We start from the raw sequence: 17,010 nt of genomic DNA on the forward strand, positions 1-17,010 counted from the left end.
GCGTAGTTGCGCAGTTTAGCCTAGAGGGCCTGTCCGGCGTGCTAAACTCGCCGCCGTTTTACCTATCCGCCGTAACTATCGACACGGAACACCAATGGCCAAACGCCAGCTCAATCGCCGCCAAAACTGGCGCATCGAAAAGATTCAAGGTGAGCGCGCTGCCCGCGCCGCCAAACGCGAGTCCTCCGCCGTAGAGGCGCTGGAGGGTGGCGACTTGGGCCCGGAACAGACCGGCCTGGTCATTGCTCACTTCGGCGTACAGGTCGAGGTCGAGGCCCGGGAAGGCGAGCTGGCCGGCCAAGTGTTCCGCTGCTACCTGCGAGCCAACCTGCCGGCCCTGGTGACCGGTGATCAGGTGGTCTGGCGCGCCGGCAATCAAGGCATCGGGGTAATCGTCGCGCAATTGCCGCGCAGCACCGAGCTGTGCCGACCGGACAGCCGTGGCCAGCTCAAGCCGGTGGCCGCCAACGTCGACATGATCGTGATCGTGTTTGCCCCCATGCCCGAGCCCCATGCCAATCTTATCGACCGCTACCTGGTTGCCGCCGAGCACGCCGGGATCCGGCCGTTGCTGCTGCTGAACAAGGCCGACCTGATCGACGAGCAGAACGCCCCAGCGCTCAACGCGTTGCTGGCGGTCTATCGCCAGCTGGGCTATCCGCTGCTGGAAGTCTCGGCCCACCACGGCGACGGCATGGAGCAACTGCAAGGCTTGCTGGACGGGCGCATCAGCGTATTCGTGGGGCAATCGGGGGTGGGCAAGTCATCTTTGGTGAATAGCCTGCTGCCGGAAGTCGAAACCCGGGTCGGCCCGCTGTCGGAATACTCCGGACAGGGCACCCACACCACCACAACTGCGCGACTGTTCCACTTCCCGGGCGGCGGTGAACTGATCGACTCCCCCGGTATCCGGGAATTCGGCCTGGGGCATGTCAGCCGCGCCGATGTCGAAGCCGGCTTCATTGAGTTCAACGACTTGCTGGGCACCTGCCGTTTCCGCGACTGCAAGCACGATCGCGAGCCGGGCTGTGCACTGCTCAAGGCTCTGGAAGACGGGCGCATCCAGCAGCAACGGATGAACAGCTACCGTTCGATCCTCGCCAGCCTGCCAGACAGCAGCTACTGAACCCACCGCCGTAGAAACAACAAGGCCGCGATCTTCGCGGCCTTGTTGTTTGTCACCTGACAGTTCCCGGTGCGGCCGCTGGGGTCGCAGGCTGGGACGCCGGCGCAACCGGCTTGGGAGCCGGCGCCTGGCCGGCCGATCCCTGCTCATCCATCTTCAATACACCATCCTCGAAGATGTTCATGCGCTGGCGCACTTCATGGGCCGGCAATGGCTCGCTGCCCGGCGGCAAGGCATTCGGATCCGCCGCCGCACCCGGCACTTCACCTGGCGCCCCACTCCCCTGATTGGGCACTGGAGCGTTGGGATCCGTCTGCTCGCCTTCAATGGCGCGCTGGGCCTTCTTGGTCAGCACCACAATGTCGATCCGCCGGTTGACCGGGTTGAACGGATTCTTGCGGTCGAACAGCGCCGAGGAGGCAAAGCCCACCACCCGCGCCACTTGCGGATCGGGATAACCGCCAGCCACCAGAGCCCGACGCGCAGCGTTGGCACGGTTGGCGGACAGTTCCCAGTTGCCGAACTCACCGCTGCCGGCATAAGGCGTGGCATCGGTATGGCCGCTGATGCTGATCTTGTTCGGCACCGCCTTGATGGTGTCGGCCATGGCCAGCAGGATGTCTTCGAAATACGGCTTCAGACGGGCGCTGCCAGAGTCGAACATCGGCCGGTTCTCGGCATCCATGATCTGGATCCGCAAGCCGTCCGGAGTGATTTCGAAGAGGATCTGATCCTTGAACTTCTGCAGCTGGGGATTCTCTTCAACCTTGTTCTGCAACTCTTGCAGCAGCAGTTCGAGACGCTCGCGCTCAACCTGCTCGGCCATGCCCTCCACCTGATCGGCATCCACCGTGACCTTGTCCGGCTGCGGCTGGGACTTGATCTCGGGGTTGAGGGTGTTGTCCGGCGCCAGCTCAGGAGAGCCGCCCAGGTCGATGATGTAGGGCGTGCCGCTTTCCGAGAAGCCGATCGGGTCCTTGAAGTAACCGGCGATGGCGATCTTCTGTTCCGGGGTCGCGGTGGACAAGAGCCACAGCACCAGGAAGAACGCCATCATCGCCGTGGCGAAGTCGGCGAAGGCGATTTTCCAGGCGCCCCCGTGATGTCCGCCAGCGAAGCGCTTGACGCGCTTGATGATAATCGGCTGATTATTTTCCATGACTTAGCGACCGCGAACCGCTTGTTCCAGCTCGGCGAAGCTAGGACGGTGCGCCGGGTACAGAACCTTGCGCCCAAACTCCACCGCCAGGGACGGCGGCATGCCGGAAGCCGAAGCTACCAGGGACGCCTTGATGGCTTCGTAGACGTTCAGTTCTTCCTTGGCATCGTGGGCCAGGGAATGGGCCAGCGGGCCGAAGAAACCATAGGCCGCGAGAATACCGAAGAAGGTACCTACCAGCGCCGCACCTACGTGCAGGCCGATGGACTTCTGGTCGCCGTCGCCCAGGGAGGCCATGGTCACCACGATCCCCAGTACCGCCGCAACGATACCGAAGCCCGGCATGCCGTCGGCAATCCCGTTGACCGCATGAGAAGGATGCTCAAGGTCTTCCTTGAGGCTGAACAGCTCCATGTCGAACAGGCCTTCCAGCTCGTGGGGAGCCATGTTGCCGGAGGACATGATGCGCAGGTAGTCACAGACAAAAGCGGTCATGCGTTCGTCTTTGAGCACTGCCGGATACTTGGCGAAAATCGGGCTGGCGGCAGCGTCCTCGATGTCCCCTTCGATGGCCATCATGCCTTCGCGACGACTTTTGTTGAGTATCTCGTAGATCAGACCCAGCACTTCCAGATAGAAGGTGTGGGTGAAGCGCGAGCTGAACATGCCCAGGGATTTCTTGACGACGTGCATCGTCATGTAGCCCGGGTTGGCCTGGAGGAATGCGCCAAAGGCAGCACCGCCAATGATCAGAACCTCGAAGGGCTGGATCAGTGCCGCGATTTTGCCGTGTGAAAGCACGTATCCGCCGAGCACGCTCGCGAATACGACGATGATGCCGATAATTTTAGCCATAGGTAGGAGAGTACTTATTGAGTCGGGTTCAAGGTCATATTCGGAAGTTCTTAAAACTCTTCTTCTACTTATCGGCAAAACTGCGCCAGACTATAGCCAGTTAAGGCGAAAAGCCAGTTTGGCCCGCTCTGGGCGTGTTCACAGCAGACGATGATTGCGCCCGACCATGTCTAATGAAACCAACGTCCCACATTCCCCGCCCGCCTCTCTCGACGCCTGGGTAAAGCTCCTCAATGGCGTGCGCTTGCCCGTGCCGCAAGCCAGTCATGATCGAGTGTGCAAAGCCATCGCCAACAATCGCAGTTCGCTACGCGACATTGCCGAACTGATGCAAAACAGCCCGGCGCTGGCCTTGAGTGTGATCCGCGAAGCCAATCGACACTCCCACGGCAGCATGAGCGAACCGGCAGAAAACCTGGAGGTCGCGGTCAACCGCCTGGGACTCAAGCGCACCGAAGAACTGCTCGAGCAACTGCCCACCCTGCCAGAGCAACAGATCCCCCAGGCACTGCGTCAGTTGCAACTGATCAGCCAGCACGCCACCCAGCAAGCCAACGGTTTTTTCGCCGGGCGCCTGGCACGACTGTGGCAGGACATTCACTGGGGCAGCCTGCTGTTTCTCTCGCCACTGTGGGCCATGGCCCTGGTCTACCCCAAGCTCGTGGAAGAATGGGAACTGCGGGTCATCTATAAGCACGAGTCGGCTCGCCAGGTAGAAATGCAACTGTTCGGTGTTCGGCTGATGGAGTTGTGCCAGGCCCTGGTCCATGCCTGGCACTTGCCGATCTGGGTGCAGCAGGGTTATCGCCTGCTGACCCAGGAGCAGCATCAACTGGCCAAGGTCATGCTGATCGCCCGCGACAGCGAACATCCGCTGCGCCAGCAACAACGCCTGGATGCGGACCCGGACCTGCAGCGCTGGCTGAACCAGCCGGCCAACTGCGTCCTGCTGGCCAACGGCCTGGCCCTGGCGGCGCAGCACTCCTGGAACAACGCTCATGGCCGACGCTGGCAAAACCTCACCGGTCTGTACCTGCAAATGCCGGTCGCACAGGTCCAGCAACAGCTGCACCAGCAGGCGGCAACCAGCGCCCGCAATGACAGCCAGCCCGATCTATGGCACCCGGCCCAGGCCCTGATCTGGCCCTGGGATGTGCGGCGCCTGCACAACGGCGAACAGCCGGCACCGGCTCCGACAGCCGAGGAGCTGGCCAAATGGCGCAAGCTCTGCGGCGAACTTCTACTGGAGCCCAGCCCCTTCACCAATGCCGTGCACCTCACCGGCTTTGCCCGAGATGCCCTGGTGGCCTGCGGCATGCATCGAGTGCTGCTACTGATGGTCGACCGCAGCCAGAGCCACCTGCGGGTGCAGCAACTGTATGGTCTGCCCCAGGAAACAGCAGGGCTGACACTGCAGGCCAAGCAGAGCACGGTGCTGCAACGCCTGCTGGAAAAGTCTGCCCAGGTGCGTCTGACACCGGTCAACAATGGGCAGTTTTCCGCCCACCTGCCAACTTCCTTGCGCCAGTTGTTTCGGGGCGAACACCTGCTAATGCGCTCCCTGTCGTGCAACGGCCGGGTACTGATGCTGGCCGTGGCCGATCAGGGTGGTGTTCCGTTCTCGGAAATCAGCGTCCAGGCGTTCGGCAAGACCGCTCAGTGCATCGAAAAAGCCTTGCATAGCTTTACCAACCGCAGCCAATGACGCTTGCGCTACAATCCTTCCCTTTGTGCCCTGGGGACCTGACATGTCTGACTTCTCTGGCTTGCCGCTGGTCATCGAACCGAGCGACTTGCTCGCCCGCCTTGACGCCCGCGAACTGATCCTGGTCGACCTGACCAGCGCTGCCCGCTATGCAACCGGGCATATTCCCGGAGCGCGCTTCGTCGATCCCAAACGCACTCAACTCGGCCAGGCTCCCGCCCCTGGACTGCTGCCGCCGCAGACCGCTCTCGAAGCACTGTTCGGCGAACTCGGACACAACCCTGACGCGGTCTACGTGGTCTATGACGACGAAGGCGGTGGCTGGGCCGGCCGCTTCATCTGGCTGCTGGACGTGATCGGCCACACTGGCTACCACTACCTGGACGGCGGCCTGCCGGCCTGGCTGGCAGAAAGCCTGCCGGTGACCACCGAAGTACCGGCCGCGGCAGGCCGCCCAGTGCCGCTGACCCTGCATGACGAACCCACCGCCACCCGCGAATACCTGCAAAGCCGCCTCGGTGCAGCCGACCTTGCAATCTGGGACGCCCGCGGACCGTTGGAATACTCCGGGGAGAAAGTCCTGGCCGCCAAGGGCGGACACATTCCCGGCGCGGTGAACTTCGAGTGGACCGCCGGCATGGACCAGGCGCGTCATCTGCGCATTCGCCGCGACATGCCGCAGATCCTCGCGGATCTAGGCATCAGCAAAGACAAAGAAGTGATCACCCACTGCCAGACCCACCACCGCTCGGGCTTCACCTATCTGGTGGCCAAGGCGCTGGGCTACCCGCGGGTCAAGGGCTACGCCGGTTCCTGGGGCGAATGGGGCAATCATCCCGATACGCCCGTAGAGATTTAAGGTTTTTAAGGACACCCAATGAAAAAGCGTTTGTTCATCCTCAGCCAGTACCTGCTGCCTCATCACCTGCTGTCGCGCCTGGCCGGCTGCATTGCCGAGTGCCGCGTGCGCTGGTTCAAGAATGCGTTCACCAGCTGGTTCGCCAAGCAGTACCAAGTGAACATGTCCGAAGCCCAAGTGGAGGACGTAACGGCCTACGAACATTTCAATGCCTTCTTCACCCGCGCCCTGAAAGAGGGCGCACGACCGCTGGACCCGACCCCTGGGGCAATCCTCAGCCCCGCCGACGGAGCCATCAGCCAACTGGGTCCGATCGAGCACGGCCGGGTATTCCAGGCCAAGGGCCACAGCTACAGCGTACTGGAACTGCTGGGTGGCGATCCGGCCCTGGCCGCGCCTTTCATGGGCGGCGACTTCGCCACCGTCTACCTGTCGCCCAAGGATTACCACCGGGTGCACATGCCCCTGGCCGGCACCCTACGGGAAATGGTCTACGTGCCTGGACGGATCTTCTCGGTCAACCAGACCACCGCCGAGAACGTCCCGGAACTGTTCGCCCGCAACGAGCGCGTGGTGTGCATTTTCGACACCGAGCGCGGCCCGATGGCGCTGGTACTGGTCGGCGCAATGATTGTCGCTTCGATCGAAACCGTCTGGGCCGGCCTGGTAACGCCGCCCAAGCGCGAGCTCAAGACCGTTCGCTACGACGAAGCGGCCCGTGCCCCGATCCATCTGGAAAAAGGCGCAGAGATGGGTCGCTTCAAACTGGGCTCCACGGCAATCGTGCTGTTTGGCCCGGATCAGGTGCAGTGGGCTGAAGAACTGGCCGCCGGTTCGCCAGTGCGTATGGGCCAGGGTCTGGGTCTGCCCAAGGCTTGAGGCCTGAATGCCGGACACAAAAAACGCCGCTGATCAGCGGCGTTTTTTATCGGCGGGGATTTTTCCCGGTGACTCAGAGCTGCCCGTCGCGATCGCGGAAACCCAGCAGATAAAGCACGCCATCCAGGCCCAGGGTCGAGATCGCCTGCTTGGCCGATTGCTTGACCAGCGGCTTGGCACGGAAGGCCACGCCCAAGCCGGCAATTCCCAGCATCGGCAAGTCGTTGGCGCCGTCACCCACAGCGATGGTCTGCTCCAGACGCAGGCCTTCCTTGTGGGCCAGCTCGCGCAGCAGATCGGCTTTGCGCTGAGCGTCGACAATCGGCTCGATGGCGACGCCGGTAACCTTACCGTCCACCACCTCGAGTTCGTTGGCGAACACGTAGTCGATACCCAGCTTGGCTTGCAACTGCTTGGCGAAATAGGTGAAGCCACCAGAGAGAATCGCGGTCTTGTAACCCAGGCGCTTAAGCTCGGCGAACAGGGTTTCAGCACCCTCGGTCAGGCGCAGGGAAGCGCCGATGGAGTCCAGCACGCTGACGTCCAGGCCCTTGAGCAAGGCCAGGCGCTCCTTGAAGCTGGCACGGAAATCCAGCTCGCCGGCCATGGCCCGCTCGGTGATTTCTGCCACCCGCTCACCCACCCCAGCCGCCTTGGCCAGTTCGTCGATGACTTCGGCCTCGATCAGGGTCGAGTCCATATCGAACACCGCCAAGCGCCGGTTGCGGCGAAACAGCGAATCTTCCTGGAAGGCGATATCGACGTTCAGCTCCTGGGCCACACTAAGGAACTCGGCGCGCAGGGCTTGCGGATCGGCGGCCTCGCCACGCACCGAGAACTCGATGCAACCCTTGCCCTGATCCGCTGGCATATCCAAGGGCATGCGCCCGGACAGCCGATCGATATGGTCGATGTTCAAGCCGTACTTGGCGGTGATCGAGCTCACCCGCTGCAACTGCTCGGCGGTGACCTTGCGCGTCAGCAGGGTGACGATATGGCGCTGCTTGCCTTGCCCGGCGACCCACTGCTGGTAATCGTCCTCGGACACCGGTGTGAAACGCACCTGCTGGTCGAGCTTGTAGGCGGTGAACAGAATGTCCTTGAGCACCGACGAACTCTGCTCGTTGCTGGGAATTTCAACCAGGATGCCGAACGACAAGGTGTCGTGAATCACCGCCTGACCGATGTCGAGAATGTTCACACCACCCTGGGCCAGAACACCCGTAATGGCCGCAGTCAGACCGGGACGATCTTCGCCGGTGATGTTTATCAGGACAATTTCGCGCAAGGCGCACCCCCGAGGTGGAAAAAAAGCGCATTCTACCCACTTTCGGTGACCATCGGGCACAGCCAGCGCTTTGCCGGTCTAGGGCCTGTCGCTATACTGCGCGTCAACTTCACGGACAAAAGAGCCGAGCTCAGTGAACCGGCCCACGCCAGTTAAAACCGATAACTTCTTCCTGCTGATCTTCCGTGCACTGCGCCACCGCCGTGTGCCGATTGCATTGCGCATTGCCAGCCATAACGTGATCCTGGTCGCCCTGGCCCTGGTGATCTATGCCGGCGTGATGGGCCTGCAGTTCAAGCAAGCCATGCACGAACAAGCCGACGCCCTGGGTCAGAGCCTGACCACCCAGACCGCTACCTCGGCCACCGAGCTGCTGGTGTCCAATGACATCCTCAGCCTCAATGTCCTGCTCAACAACCTGACCAAAAACCCGCTGGTGGCCCATGCGGCGATCTACAGCGTCGACAACCGTATCCTCGCCGAAGCCGGTCAGCGGCCCAAGAGCAGCCTGCTGGGTGAAACCGAAGGTGTGTACCAGACCAAGATCACCTTCCAGGATGTGACCGCCGGCAACCTGCGGATCAGCCTGGACATGGCGCAGTTCCAGCAGCCGATGACCATCAGCCTGCAGAGCATGGGCATTCTCGGCGCCATCCTGCTGGCTCTGGCTCTGGCCCTGAGCCTGCGCCTGGGGCGCCACATCTCCACCCCGCTGCTGCAACTGCGGGTCTGGCTGCGGGATCTGGATGAACACACCCCAGCGACCCAGCGCCAGGACGAGATCGGCGATCTGGCGCGTCAGCTGCACGCTCGCCTGGTACCGGAAAAGCCCGAGCCAGAGCCGCAGCCAGAACTCGAAGAGCAGGATGACGAGGAACACGAAGCCGCGTTCGAAGTACGCAACCTGCGTGACCCAAGCTTTGACGAAAGCGCCCCGGTCGCCGGCCTGAAGCCTGCGCCACGGCATCTGGTCAGCGCCGAGGAAGACGAACTGGACGAAGAAGATCCGTTCGCCGACCTGCGTGATCACTCGTCGACTCCCGCCCCCAAACCTGCGCTGCAGCCCCAGGTCCCGAGCCAGCCTCAGCACAGCGCAGTACTCGCCGTGCAGCTGGGAGCCCAGGAACAGCTGCGCCGCCTGCCCCGCGCACGCCTGATGGAACTGCTGGAGCGCTATCGCGATTGCCTCGACCAGGCGGCCTCGCTGTACCAGAGCGAACTGCACACCCTGAACGACGGCAGCACGCTGATGTTGTTCCATAGCGAAGACAGCGGCGACGATTACCTCACCAACGCCATCTGCTGCGGCGAGTTGTTGCGCGCCCTGGGCCATGCCCTGCAGATCGAAGTGGCGGACAGCGGCATCACCTTGCAACTGCAATTGGGCCTGACGCTGGGCGAGGAGCTGTTCGGCCTCAGCCAGATCGATCTGCTGCTGACCGAGACCGCCCAGGATGCCCTGGCACTGTCCCAGCACAGCCGCAACCTGCTGCTGGTGGAGCGCAAGATCAATGACGACGCGCTGATTCGTCAGCGAGCACGTATTCGCCCAATCGCCAGCCCGGAAGGGGCTTGCTGCGTGGAGCGATTGATGGAGCCTTATCCGTCGATGCTGGAACGGCAACTGGCGCGCATGCATGAGACACGGGCCAAGCTGTAAGGCCGAAACCGTGCAAGAAAAAGCCCGCTCAGTGCGGGCTTTTTTGTGCCCGACTGGCGGGCGGCGTTCTGCCCTTCGCTGGCAAGCCAGCGCCTACAACAGCCCCGCAAACTCCGTAGGAGCTGGCTTGCCAGCGAACACTATCGGCTACACATCCACCCCACGGCAGAAACAACAAGGCCCGCCAATGGGCGGGCCTTGTCTTGCAGCCATTCACCTCAGAACCTGAACACTTCCATATCCGTACGGATCGGCGTGGCCATCGGAATCTTCGGCTGTTTCTCGTGCTCGACAGGCTTGGGCGCTGGCGCCGGTGTTGCCTTGCGTGGCACTTCCGCCACGGCCGGCTGATTGGCCAGGGGCTTGAGAGCGCCCGACAGTTGCTCGGCCAGACGCTGCAACAGCACGCCCTGAGCCTGGACCTGGGAAGCCGTGGTCCCTGCGTGCTGCTCCTGCAGGTGAACAATACGGTTGTCCCGCACCTGACCACGACGATCGATCAGGCGCCACTGCGCATCCAGCACCGCGGGTTGCGACTTGCCGGAGTCCAGCCGGGTGATCGACAGCAACACCTGCACATCCGGAGTGAAGCCGCTGGTCGCCGGAGCCAGTACCACGCGCTGGCTGTCCAGATGACCGGCCACCTGGCGCAGCAGCAACTGGTCGATGTCCGAAGACAGGCTGCCGGCCCAACGACCATCGGTGGAGGCTTGCAGGCTGCCATCGTCCTGGCGTTGCAGGAGTGTTTCACGTTGCAGGTAGTCGGCGATCAACACCGGCCCCAACAATACCGACATGCCGGCACTGGCCGGCTGGGCTGGACTTCCGCTGTCCAGCTGATACAGCGACACCGGCTGGTGAACGCTGCAACCCGCCAGGCCAAGAACGCCCGCGAGCAAGAAAACAAGAGGAAGGCGCAGAGCAGTCATCATCCCATCCAAGTGGCGGCCACAAGGCTGGCCACAGTGTAAATACTCAAAAAAATTGAATAACGCCCGGCCACGCCGGCGTTTGAAAGCGCATATCATCCGTGAATATGCGCCGTGACTCCAGTGTTCTAGCGTCGATCTGGCGCTTAAATCCCAGATCGAACGCTCTAGCCCGCCCTTAACTGAGAGGCTCTACCAACAACGCATCGACCCGCTGGAAACCGCGAGGCAGTTTGTTGCCGCGACGTCCGCGCTCGCCCTTGTAGTGTTCAAGGTCATCGGCCTTCAACGACAAGGTGCGCTTGCCCGCCTGCAACACCAGGGTCGCGCCATCCGGCAGTACCGCGATGTCGGTGACGTACTCTTCGCGGCTGGCCACGCGCTCACCGGGAATGCCGATGATCTTGTTGCCCTTGCCTTTGCCCAACTGCGGCAGATCGCTGATCTTGAACACCAGCAGACGACCCTCAGTGGTCACCGAGGCCAGCCAGTTCTGCTCGCGGTCGGCCACCGGCCGTGGCGCCAGGACCTTGGCGTTGTTCGGCAGGCTCAGCAGCGCCTTGCCCGCCTTGTTCTTGGCCTGCAGATCTTCGCCCTTGACCACGAAGCCATAGCCCGCGTCGGAAGCGATCACATACAAGGCATCGTCATCGGGCAGCAGTACACACTCGAACGTCGCCCCCGGCGGCGGCGTCAGACGACCGGTCAACGGCTCGCCCTGACCACGGGCCGATGGCAACGTATGGGCCGCCACCGAGTAACTGCGGCCGGTGGAGTCGATGAACACCGCAAACTGGTTGGAACGCCCCGCAGCAGCGGTCTTGTAGCCGTCACCTGCCTTGTAGGACAAACCAGTGGCGTCAATATCATGCCCCTTGGCACAGCGAACCCAGCCTTTTTCCGACAGAACGATGGTCACCGGCTCGGTTGGCATCAGCTCGTTTTCCGACAGTGCCTTGGCTTCCGCGCGGGCGACGATCGGAGAGCGACGGTCGTCGCCGTAGGTTTCTGCGTCTTGCAACAATTCGGTACGCACCAGCTTCTTCAGCTTGGTCTCGCTGTTGAGCAGGGCTTGCAGCTTGGCCTGCTCCTTGAGCAATTCATCCTGCTCGGCCCGCAGCTTCATCTCTTCCAGACGCGCCAACTGCCGCAGACGGGTGTCGAGGATATAGTCGGCCTGGATTTCGCTGAGGGCGAAACGCTCGATCAGCTTGGCCCGCGGATGCTCCTCGGTACGGATGATGTGGATCACTTCATCCAGGTTGAGGTAAGCGATCAGCAAACCATCCAACAGGTGCAGGCGACGCTCGACCTTGTCCAGGCGGAACTGCAGACGCCGGCGCACGGTGGCAACTCGGAACTCCAGCCATTCCACCAACAACGCCCGCAGGTTCTTCAACTGCGGCTTGCCGTCCAGACCGATGATGTTGATGTTGACCCGGTAGGTCGACTCCAACTCGGTGGTGGCAAACAAATGCTGCATCAGCTCCTCGGGATCGACCCGGTTGGAGCGCGGGATGATCACGATGCGGCAAGGGTTCTCATGGTCCGACTCGTCACGCAGGTCGGCCACCATCGGCAGCTTCTTGGCCTGCATCTGTGCGGCAATCTGCTCCAGCACCTTGGCCCCGGAGACCTGGTGCGGCAACGCGGTGACGATGATGTCGCCATCTTCGACGCGATACACGGCGCGCATGCGCACCGAGCCACGGCCGGTTTCATAGATTTTCAGCAGGTCGGCGCGCGGGGTGATGATTTCCGCTTCGGTGGGGTAGTCCGGACCCTGGATGTGTTCGCAGAGCTGTTCCACCGTGGCCTTGGGCTCGTCCAGCAGACGCACACAGGCCGAAGCCACTTCCCGCAGGTTATGGGGCGGTACGTCGGTGGCCATGCCCACGGCAATACCAGTGGTGCCATTGAGCAGGATATTCGGCAAACGGGCCGGCAACACCAGGGGTTCCTGGAGCGTGCCGTCGAAGTTCGGCCCCCAATCCGCGGTGCCCTGGCCCAGCTCGCTGAGCAGCACTTCGGAATAGCGCGACAGACGCGCCTCGGTATAACGCATGGCCGCGAAGGACTTGGGATCGTCCGGCGCACCCCAGTTGCCCTGGCCGTCCACCAGTGTGTAGCGATAGCTGAACGGCTGCGCCATCAGCACCATGGCTTCGTAGCAGGCGGAGTCCCCGTGGGGGTGGAACTTGCCGAGCACATCACCCACGGTACGCGCGGATTTCTTGTGCTTGGAATCGGCATCCAGCCCCAGCTCACTCATGGCGTAGACGATACGCCGCTGTACCGGTTTCAGGCCGTCGCCGATATGCGGCAAAGCACGGTCCATGATCACGTACATGGAGTAGTTGAGGTAGGCACTTTCGGTGAAGTCAGCCAGTGACCGGCGTTCTACGCCATCCAGGCTGAGATCAAGGGAGTCGCTCATGCGGGCCTCATTGGTTCGTTGTCTGGCGCAGCAGCATGGTGCCGCCGCGCTGAGTAAATTCAAGTTTCTTCAAAGCGCTCATGCCCAGCAAAATCTGATCGCCATCGAGCCCCGGGGCCACCAGGGCCCTGACATCCTGTAGAACGATATCCCCCAGTTGCAAACGCTCGATGCGGGTCCGGTAACCCTCGCTGCGCCCATTGGCCGTGCTCAGGGTGACCGGCACCCCGCGTTCCAGGCCCAGGCGCTCGGCCAGCCCAGAAGGAATCGACACCTCGGTGGCGCCGGTATCGAGCATGAATTGCACCGGCTGCCCGTTGATATGGCCGCTGGCGACGAAATGCCCCTGGCCGTTGCCGACCAGTTTCACTTCGATGTAACCCTCATGTTGTTGCGAACTGACGACCGTGTTCGGGTTTTCCTGACGGGCCTCCCAATCGGCGAAGAACCGCGTGGCCAGGAACAGCGCCGCGGCCCAGGCCATGATCAGCATCACACGCCCGGCACTCTTGCCCGGTTGCTGGCTCATGACTTGCTACTCCAACCACCTTCAGGCGCGGCAAAACGCCAGACGATCGGACGGGCCTCGCCATCGGCGCGGGCTCCGTTGTTGTTGTCCACACCGATCCAGGCACCCTTGGCGTCCACCACCAAGGCTTCCGCCAGCCCATAGGGCTGTGGATAACGTCGATGTTCCACCAGCGCCCCGGCGGCATAGGACCAACACTGCTCGACCTTGGCGGTCTGCGCATCCCGGCGACAGATCTGATAGGCGTTGCGCTCCAGGGTGAACAGCTTGCCGTCGAACAGCGACAGGTCGGCAAAATCCCGGGACACCGCCTTGGCGTTGGGCACCTGCTCCGGCTGCATTTCCGAGCCGGCCTCACTGAGTAGCACGCAACCGCCGTCACAGTCCCAGGTGGTCTGCCCGCGCTTGATCAACAACAACCCGCGCCGCTCACGCTCCGCCGCCAGCCAGATCCGGTCGCCGGCGGGGTTCACCGCCAGGCCTTCGAACAAGGCGTTGAAATGCAGGAGCATGCCACTGGCCCGAGCCTCACGGACCATGATCGGGGAGATCTTCAACCAGGCCGGTGCGCCTTGCACCGGCACCTGCAGCACCGTCGCATGCGCTTCGCTGACCACATATTTGTTGCCGGCTGCATCGCAGGAGATGCCTTCGAAATCCAGGTCGCCGCCACGCACGAAGGACGCCGCCCAAGTTCGCGACTTCAAGCCCCAGGGCAAGCCGGTGTCGGGTACTGCAGGCACCTCCAGCTTGACGGTCTCGGCCTGCCAGACGCTGTCGCGGGTATCGAGCTTGTAGATTTGATCGTCATCGCGGTCGGAAACCGTCCACAAATCCTCGCCACAGAGTGCCAGCCCGGACAGATTGCCACCGCGCATGCCTTCAACAGGATGCTCGGACAACAAGGTCAGTTCGGGCACTGGCGCGGCCACCACCGAGGTTGCCAATAGCGCTAGGGCCAAGGCAAAACCTCTGTGCATCAGGCCAGCACCTCGGCCAGGTTGCCTTTGGACTCCAGCCAGGTCTTGCGGTCGCCAGCGCGTTTTTTCGCCAGCAGCATGTCCATCATTTCCGAAGTCGCCTCGACGTCTTCCAAGGTCAACTGCACCAGGCGCCGAGTGTTCGGGTCCATGGTGGTCTCGCGCAGTTGCGGCGGGTTCATTTCGCCCAGGCCTTTGAATCGAGTGACCTGGGGCTTGCCGCGTTTCTTCTCGGCCACCAGGCGGTCGAGAATGCCATCACGCTCGGCGTCGTCCAGGGCGTAGTAGATTTCCTTGCCCAGGTCGATGCGGTACAGCGGCGGCATGGCCACATAGACGTGACCGGCATTCACCAAGGGGCGGAAATGCTGGACGAACAAGGCACAGAGCAAGGTGGCAATGTGCAGGCCGTCGGAGTCGGCGTCGGCGAGGATGCAGATCTTGCCGTAGCGCAGCTGGCTCATGTCCTCGGCGCCCGGATCGACGCCAATGGCCACGGCGATGTTGTGCACTTCCTGGCTGGCCAGGACTTCGCTGCCGTCCACTTCCCAGGTGTTGAGGATCTTGCCCCGCAGCGGCAGGATCGCCTGGAATTCCTTGTCCCGTGCCTGCTTGGCCGAACCACCGGCGGAGTCACCCTCCACCAGGAACAGTTCGGAACGCATCGGGTCCTGGCCCGCGCAGTCCGCCAGCTTGCCGGGCAGTGCCGGGCCTTGGGTAATGCGCTTGCGCTCGACCTTCTTGCTGGCCTTCAAGCGGCGACCGGCGTTGCTGATGGCCAGTTCAGCCAGTTGCATGCCCAGCTCGGGATTGGCATTGAGCCACAGGCTGAAGGCGTCCTTGACCACACCGGAAACGAAAGCCGCCGCCTCACGGGACGACAAACGCTCTTTGGTCTGGCCGGAGAACTGCGCGTCTTGCATCTTCATCGACAGGACGAAGGCAATCCGCTCCCAGACATCTTCCGGAGCCAGCTTCAGACCACGGGGCAGTAGGTTGCGGAATTCGCAGAACTCACGCATGGCATCCAGCAAACCCTGGCGCAAACCATTGACGTGGGTACCGCCCTGGGCCGTGGGGATCAGGTTGACGTAGCTTTCCTGAACACTGTCGCCACCTTCCGGTAGCCACAGCAGGGCCCAGTCCACCGCTTCCTTGTTACCCGCGAGGCTGCCGCAGAACGGCTCGTCCGGTAGGCGTTCGAACTCGCTGACCGCATCCACCAGATAGGAGCGCAGGCCGTCTTCGTAATGCCATTCGACCTTTTCGCCGCTGGACTTGTCCTCGAAGCTCACCAACAGCCCCGGGCACAATACAGCCTTGGCCTTGAGCACATGCTTGAGGCGGCTGACGGAGAATTTCGGCGAATCGAAGTATTTCGGGTCCGGGGCAAAGTACACGCTGGTACCGGTGTTGCGCTTGCCCACGGTGCCGACCACTTCCAGCTCGGTGGCCTTGTAGCCGTCGGCGAAAGTCATCTGGTATTCGTTGCCGTCGCGCTTGACCCGCACCCGCACCTGGTTCGACAAGGCGTTGACCACGGAAATACCTACCCCGTGCAGACCGCCGGAGAACTGGTAGTTCTTGTTGGAAAACTTGCCGCCCGCATGGAGCTTGGTGAGGATCAGCTCGATCCCGGACACGCCTTCTTCCGGGTGGATGTCCACGGGCATGCCGCGGCCGTCGTCGGAGACTTCCAGGGAGTGGTCGGCATGCAGGATGACCTGTATCGACTTCGCATGGCCGGCCAGGGCTTCGTCGACGCTGTTGTCGATGACTTCCTGGGCCAAATGGTTGGGCCGCGTGGTGTCGGTGTACATGCCCGGGCGTTTGCGCACCGGGTCGAGTCCCGAGAGGACTTCGATGGCGTCTGCGTTATAAGAGCTAGCGCTGGGAGTGGCCATGGGTTCTCGTCGTTAGTCGTTCAATGAATATGGGGCGAGGCTTTCACAGTGCAGTGAAGTCGATCGCCTGGTACTGATCGGCAGTGATGCCGGCAAAATTCAACATCGCCGGCAATTGTCCGGCAAAACCTTGGAAACTATGATCGCCGCCGGCCTGGATGCGCAAGGCACAGGCACGGTAATAGCGCTCGGCGCTGCGATAGTCCAGCGTCTCGTCCCCGGTCTGCAACCACACCTGATAACGCTGTGGGTCCTGGGGCGGCGCTACTTCCAGCGCTGCCAGAGCCGCCACATGGTCATGGGTCAGCTCCCAGGTTTCATCGGTATACAGGTTTTTCTGCGTGCCCAGATAACCGTCGAACATCCGGTGCGGGCTGACAGCAGGGTTGATCAGCAGGGCTTTGAGCCCGTAGCGCTCGGCAAGGTGAGTCGCATAGTAGCCGCCGAGCGAGCTGCCGACCAGCAATGGTCGACCGAGTTCGGCAATCGCCTGCTCCAGCTGGCCAATGGCCTGTCGCGGATGATGATGCAGGGCCGGCACCCGCAATTGTTCAGCCAGCCCCAACTGCTCCATGACGCGCCGCAACTGGGAGGCCTTGGTCGACGCGGGAGCACTGTTGAAGCCGTGGATATAAAGGATCGAACCGGACATGCGAACTCCCTGTGCACCTGGGCAAAAGCCGCAGTTTACAGGGATGAA

14 protein-coding genes are annotated in these 17,010 nt (G+C 62.3%); 5 read left to right on the plus strand and 9 right to left on the minus strand.

The annotated features are described in order from the left end of the window. Nucleotides 1–94: 94 nt before the first annotated feature. Complete coding sequence (gene rsgA / locus FW796_RS14650; protein ID WP_123723390.1) at nucleotides 95–1,126, plus strand: small ribosomal subunit biogenesis GTPase RsgA; 1,032 nt, start codon at nucleotides 95–97, stop codon at nucleotides 1,124–1,126. 52 nt (nucleotides 1,127–1,178) lie between these two features. Here the strand turns inward: rsgA and motB are convergent, their stop codons facing one another. Both motB and motA read right to left on the minus strand, forming a co-directional pair. Then, complete coding sequence (gene motB / locus FW796_RS14655) at nucleotides 1,179–2,285, minus strand: flagellar motor protein MotB (RefSeq protein WP_346634552.1); 1,107 nt, start codon at nucleotides 2,283–2,285, stop codon at nucleotides 1,179–1,181. A 3-nt stretch (nucleotides 2,286–2,288) separates the two neighbouring features. Then, nucleotides 2,289–3,140, minus strand: a complete 852-nt coding sequence (gene motA / locus FW796_RS14660) for a flagellar motor stator protein MotA (protein ID WP_011058928.1) — start codon at nucleotides 3,138–3,140, stop codon at nucleotides 2,289–2,291. Nucleotides 3,141–3,306: 166 nt separating this feature from the next. Between motA and FW796_RS14665 the strand changes: the two genes are divergently transcribed. The 3 genes from FW796_RS14665 to asd are packed head-to-tail and all read left to right on the plus strand — an operon-like array spanning nucleotide 3,307 to nucleotide 6,583. Then, nucleotides 3,307–4,845, plus strand: coding sequence for an HDOD domain-containing protein (locus tag FW796_RS14665; RefSeq protein WP_446439508.1), 1,539 nt, complete (start codon nucleotides 3,307–3,309; stop codon nucleotides 4,843–4,845). 43 nt (nucleotides 4,846–4,888) lie between these two features. Continuing rightward, complete coding sequence (gene rhdA / locus FW796_RS14670) at nucleotides 4,889–5,704, plus strand: thiosulfate sulfurtransferase (protein WP_346634550.1); 816 nt, start codon at nucleotides 4,889–4,891, stop codon at nucleotides 5,702–5,704. A gap of 18 nt (nucleotides 5,705–5,722) precedes the next feature. After that, complete coding sequence (asd, locus tag FW796_RS14675; protein ID WP_402889899.1) at nucleotides 5,723–6,583, plus strand: archaetidylserine decarboxylase; 861 nt, start codon at nucleotides 5,723–5,725, stop codon at nucleotides 6,581–6,583. Between the two features lie 73 nt (nucleotides 6,584–6,656). Here asd and serB read toward each other — a convergent pair whose 3' ends face one another. Continuing rightward, on the minus strand, nucleotides 6,657–7,871 hold the full coding sequence (serB, locus tag FW796_RS14680) for a phosphoserine phosphatase SerB (protein ID WP_346634548.1): 1,215 nt from the start codon (nucleotides 7,869–7,871) through the stop codon (nucleotides 6,657–6,659). A gap of 133 nt (nucleotides 7,872–8,004) precedes the next feature. Here serB and FW796_RS14685 point away from each other — a divergent pair, with 133 nt between their 5' ends. Beyond that, the gene (locus FW796_RS14685) at nucleotides 8,005–9,531 is read left to right on the plus strand and encodes an AhpA/YtjB family protein (RefSeq protein WP_346634547.1); all 1,527 of its coding nucleotides are present in this window, start codon (nucleotides 8,005–8,007) and stop codon (nucleotides 9,529–9,531) included. A gap of 218 nt (nucleotides 9,532–9,749) precedes the next feature. On the opposite strand, the gene FW796_RS14690 is transcribed toward FW796_RS14685, so the two are convergent. The 6 genes from FW796_RS14690 to FW796_RS14715 form a co-directional block, all read right to left on the minus strand. Further along, nucleotides 9,750–10,460: a PqiC family protein gene (locus FW796_RS14690; protein ID WP_123723382.1), complete on the minus strand. Its 711-nt coding sequence runs from the start codon at nucleotides 10,458–10,460 to the stop codon at nucleotides 9,750–9,752. A gap of 178 nt (nucleotides 10,461–10,638) precedes the next feature. Further along, complete coding sequence (parC, locus tag FW796_RS14695) at nucleotides 10,639–12,897, minus strand: DNA topoisomerase IV subunit A (RefSeq protein ID WP_346634546.1); 2,259 nt, start codon at nucleotides 12,895–12,897, stop codon at nucleotides 10,639–10,641. 7 nt (nucleotides 12,898–12,904) lie between these two features. Then, on the minus strand, nucleotides 12,905–13,426 hold the full coding sequence (locus tag FW796_RS14700; protein WP_102862893.1) for a retropepsin-like aspartic protease family protein: 522 nt from the start codon (nucleotides 13,424–13,426) through the stop codon (nucleotides 12,905–12,907). Then, nucleotides 13,423–14,406 carry an esterase-like activity of phytase family protein gene (locus FW796_RS14705; protein ID WP_346634545.1) on the minus strand — a complete coding sequence of 328 codons (984 nt, stop codon included), beginning with the start codon at nucleotides 14,404–14,406 and terminating at the stop codon, nucleotides 13,423–13,425. The genes FW796_RS14700 and FW796_RS14705 overlap by 4 nt, the downstream gene beginning before the upstream one ends. Beyond that, a complete protein-coding gene (gene parE / locus FW796_RS14710) occupies nucleotides 14,406–16,310 on the minus strand; it encodes a DNA topoisomerase IV subunit B (RefSeq protein WP_123723378.1) in 1,905 nt (634 codons plus the stop codon). The genes FW796_RS14705 and parE overlap by 1 nt, the downstream gene beginning before the upstream one ends. Before the next feature lie 43 nt (nucleotides 16,311–16,353). Continuing rightward, complete coding sequence (locus FW796_RS14715) at nucleotides 16,354–16,962, minus strand: YqiA/YcfP family alpha/beta fold hydrolase (RefSeq protein WP_102862890.1); 609 nt, start codon at nucleotides 16,960–16,962, stop codon at nucleotides 16,354–16,356. Nucleotides 16,963–17,010 lie beyond the last annotated feature (48 nt).

This window comes from Pseudomonas sp. 910_21, from assembly GCF_052850735.1.

Bases quoted from the DNA above. Each gene is read 5' to 3' on its own strand.
- asd (WP_402889899.1), top strand. From the start codon at position 5,723: ATGAAAAAGCGTTTGTTCATCCTCAGCCAGTACCTGCTGCCTCATCAC.
- FW796_RS14700 (WP_102862893.1), bottom strand. From the start codon at position 13,426: ATGAGCCAGCAACCGGGCAAGAGTGCCGGGCGTGTGATGCTGATCATG.
- motB (WP_346634552.1), bottom strand. From the start codon at position 2,285: ATGGAAAATAATCAGCCGATTATCATCAAGCGCGTCAAGCGCTTCGCT.
- rsgA (WP_123723390.1), top strand. From the start codon at position 95: ATGGCCAAACGCCAGCTCAATCGCCGCCAAAACTGGCGCATCGAAAAG.
- FW796_RS14715 (WP_102862890.1), bottom strand. From the start codon at position 16,962: ATGTCCGGTTCGATCCTTTATATCCACGGCTTCAACAGTGCTCCCGCG.
- FW796_RS14690 (WP_123723382.1), bottom strand. From the start codon at position 10,460: ATGACTGCTCTGCGCCTTCCTCTTGTTTTCTTGCTCGCGGGCGTTCTT.
- parE (WP_123723378.1), bottom strand. From the start codon at position 16,310: ATGGCCACTCCCAGCGCTAGCTCTTATAACGCAGACGCCATCGAAGTC.
- FW796_RS14665 (WP_446439508.1), top strand. From the start codon at position 3,307: ATGTCTAATGAAACCAACGTCCCACATTCCCCGCCCGCCTCTCTCGAC.
- rhdA (WP_346634550.1), top strand. From the start codon at position 4,889: ATGTCTGACTTCTCTGGCTTGCCGCTGGTCATCGAACCGAGCGACTTG.
- parC (WP_346634546.1), bottom strand. From the start codon at position 12,897: ATGAGCGACTCCCTTGATCTCAGCCTGGATGGCGTAGAACGCCGGTCA.
- FW796_RS14705 (WP_346634545.1), bottom strand. From the start codon at position 14,406: ATGCACAGAGGTTTTGCCTTGGCCCTAGCGCTATTGGCAACCTCGGTG.
- motA (WP_011058928.1), bottom strand. From the start codon at position 3,140: ATGGCTAAAATTATCGGCATCATCGTCGTATTCGCGAGCGTGCTCGGC.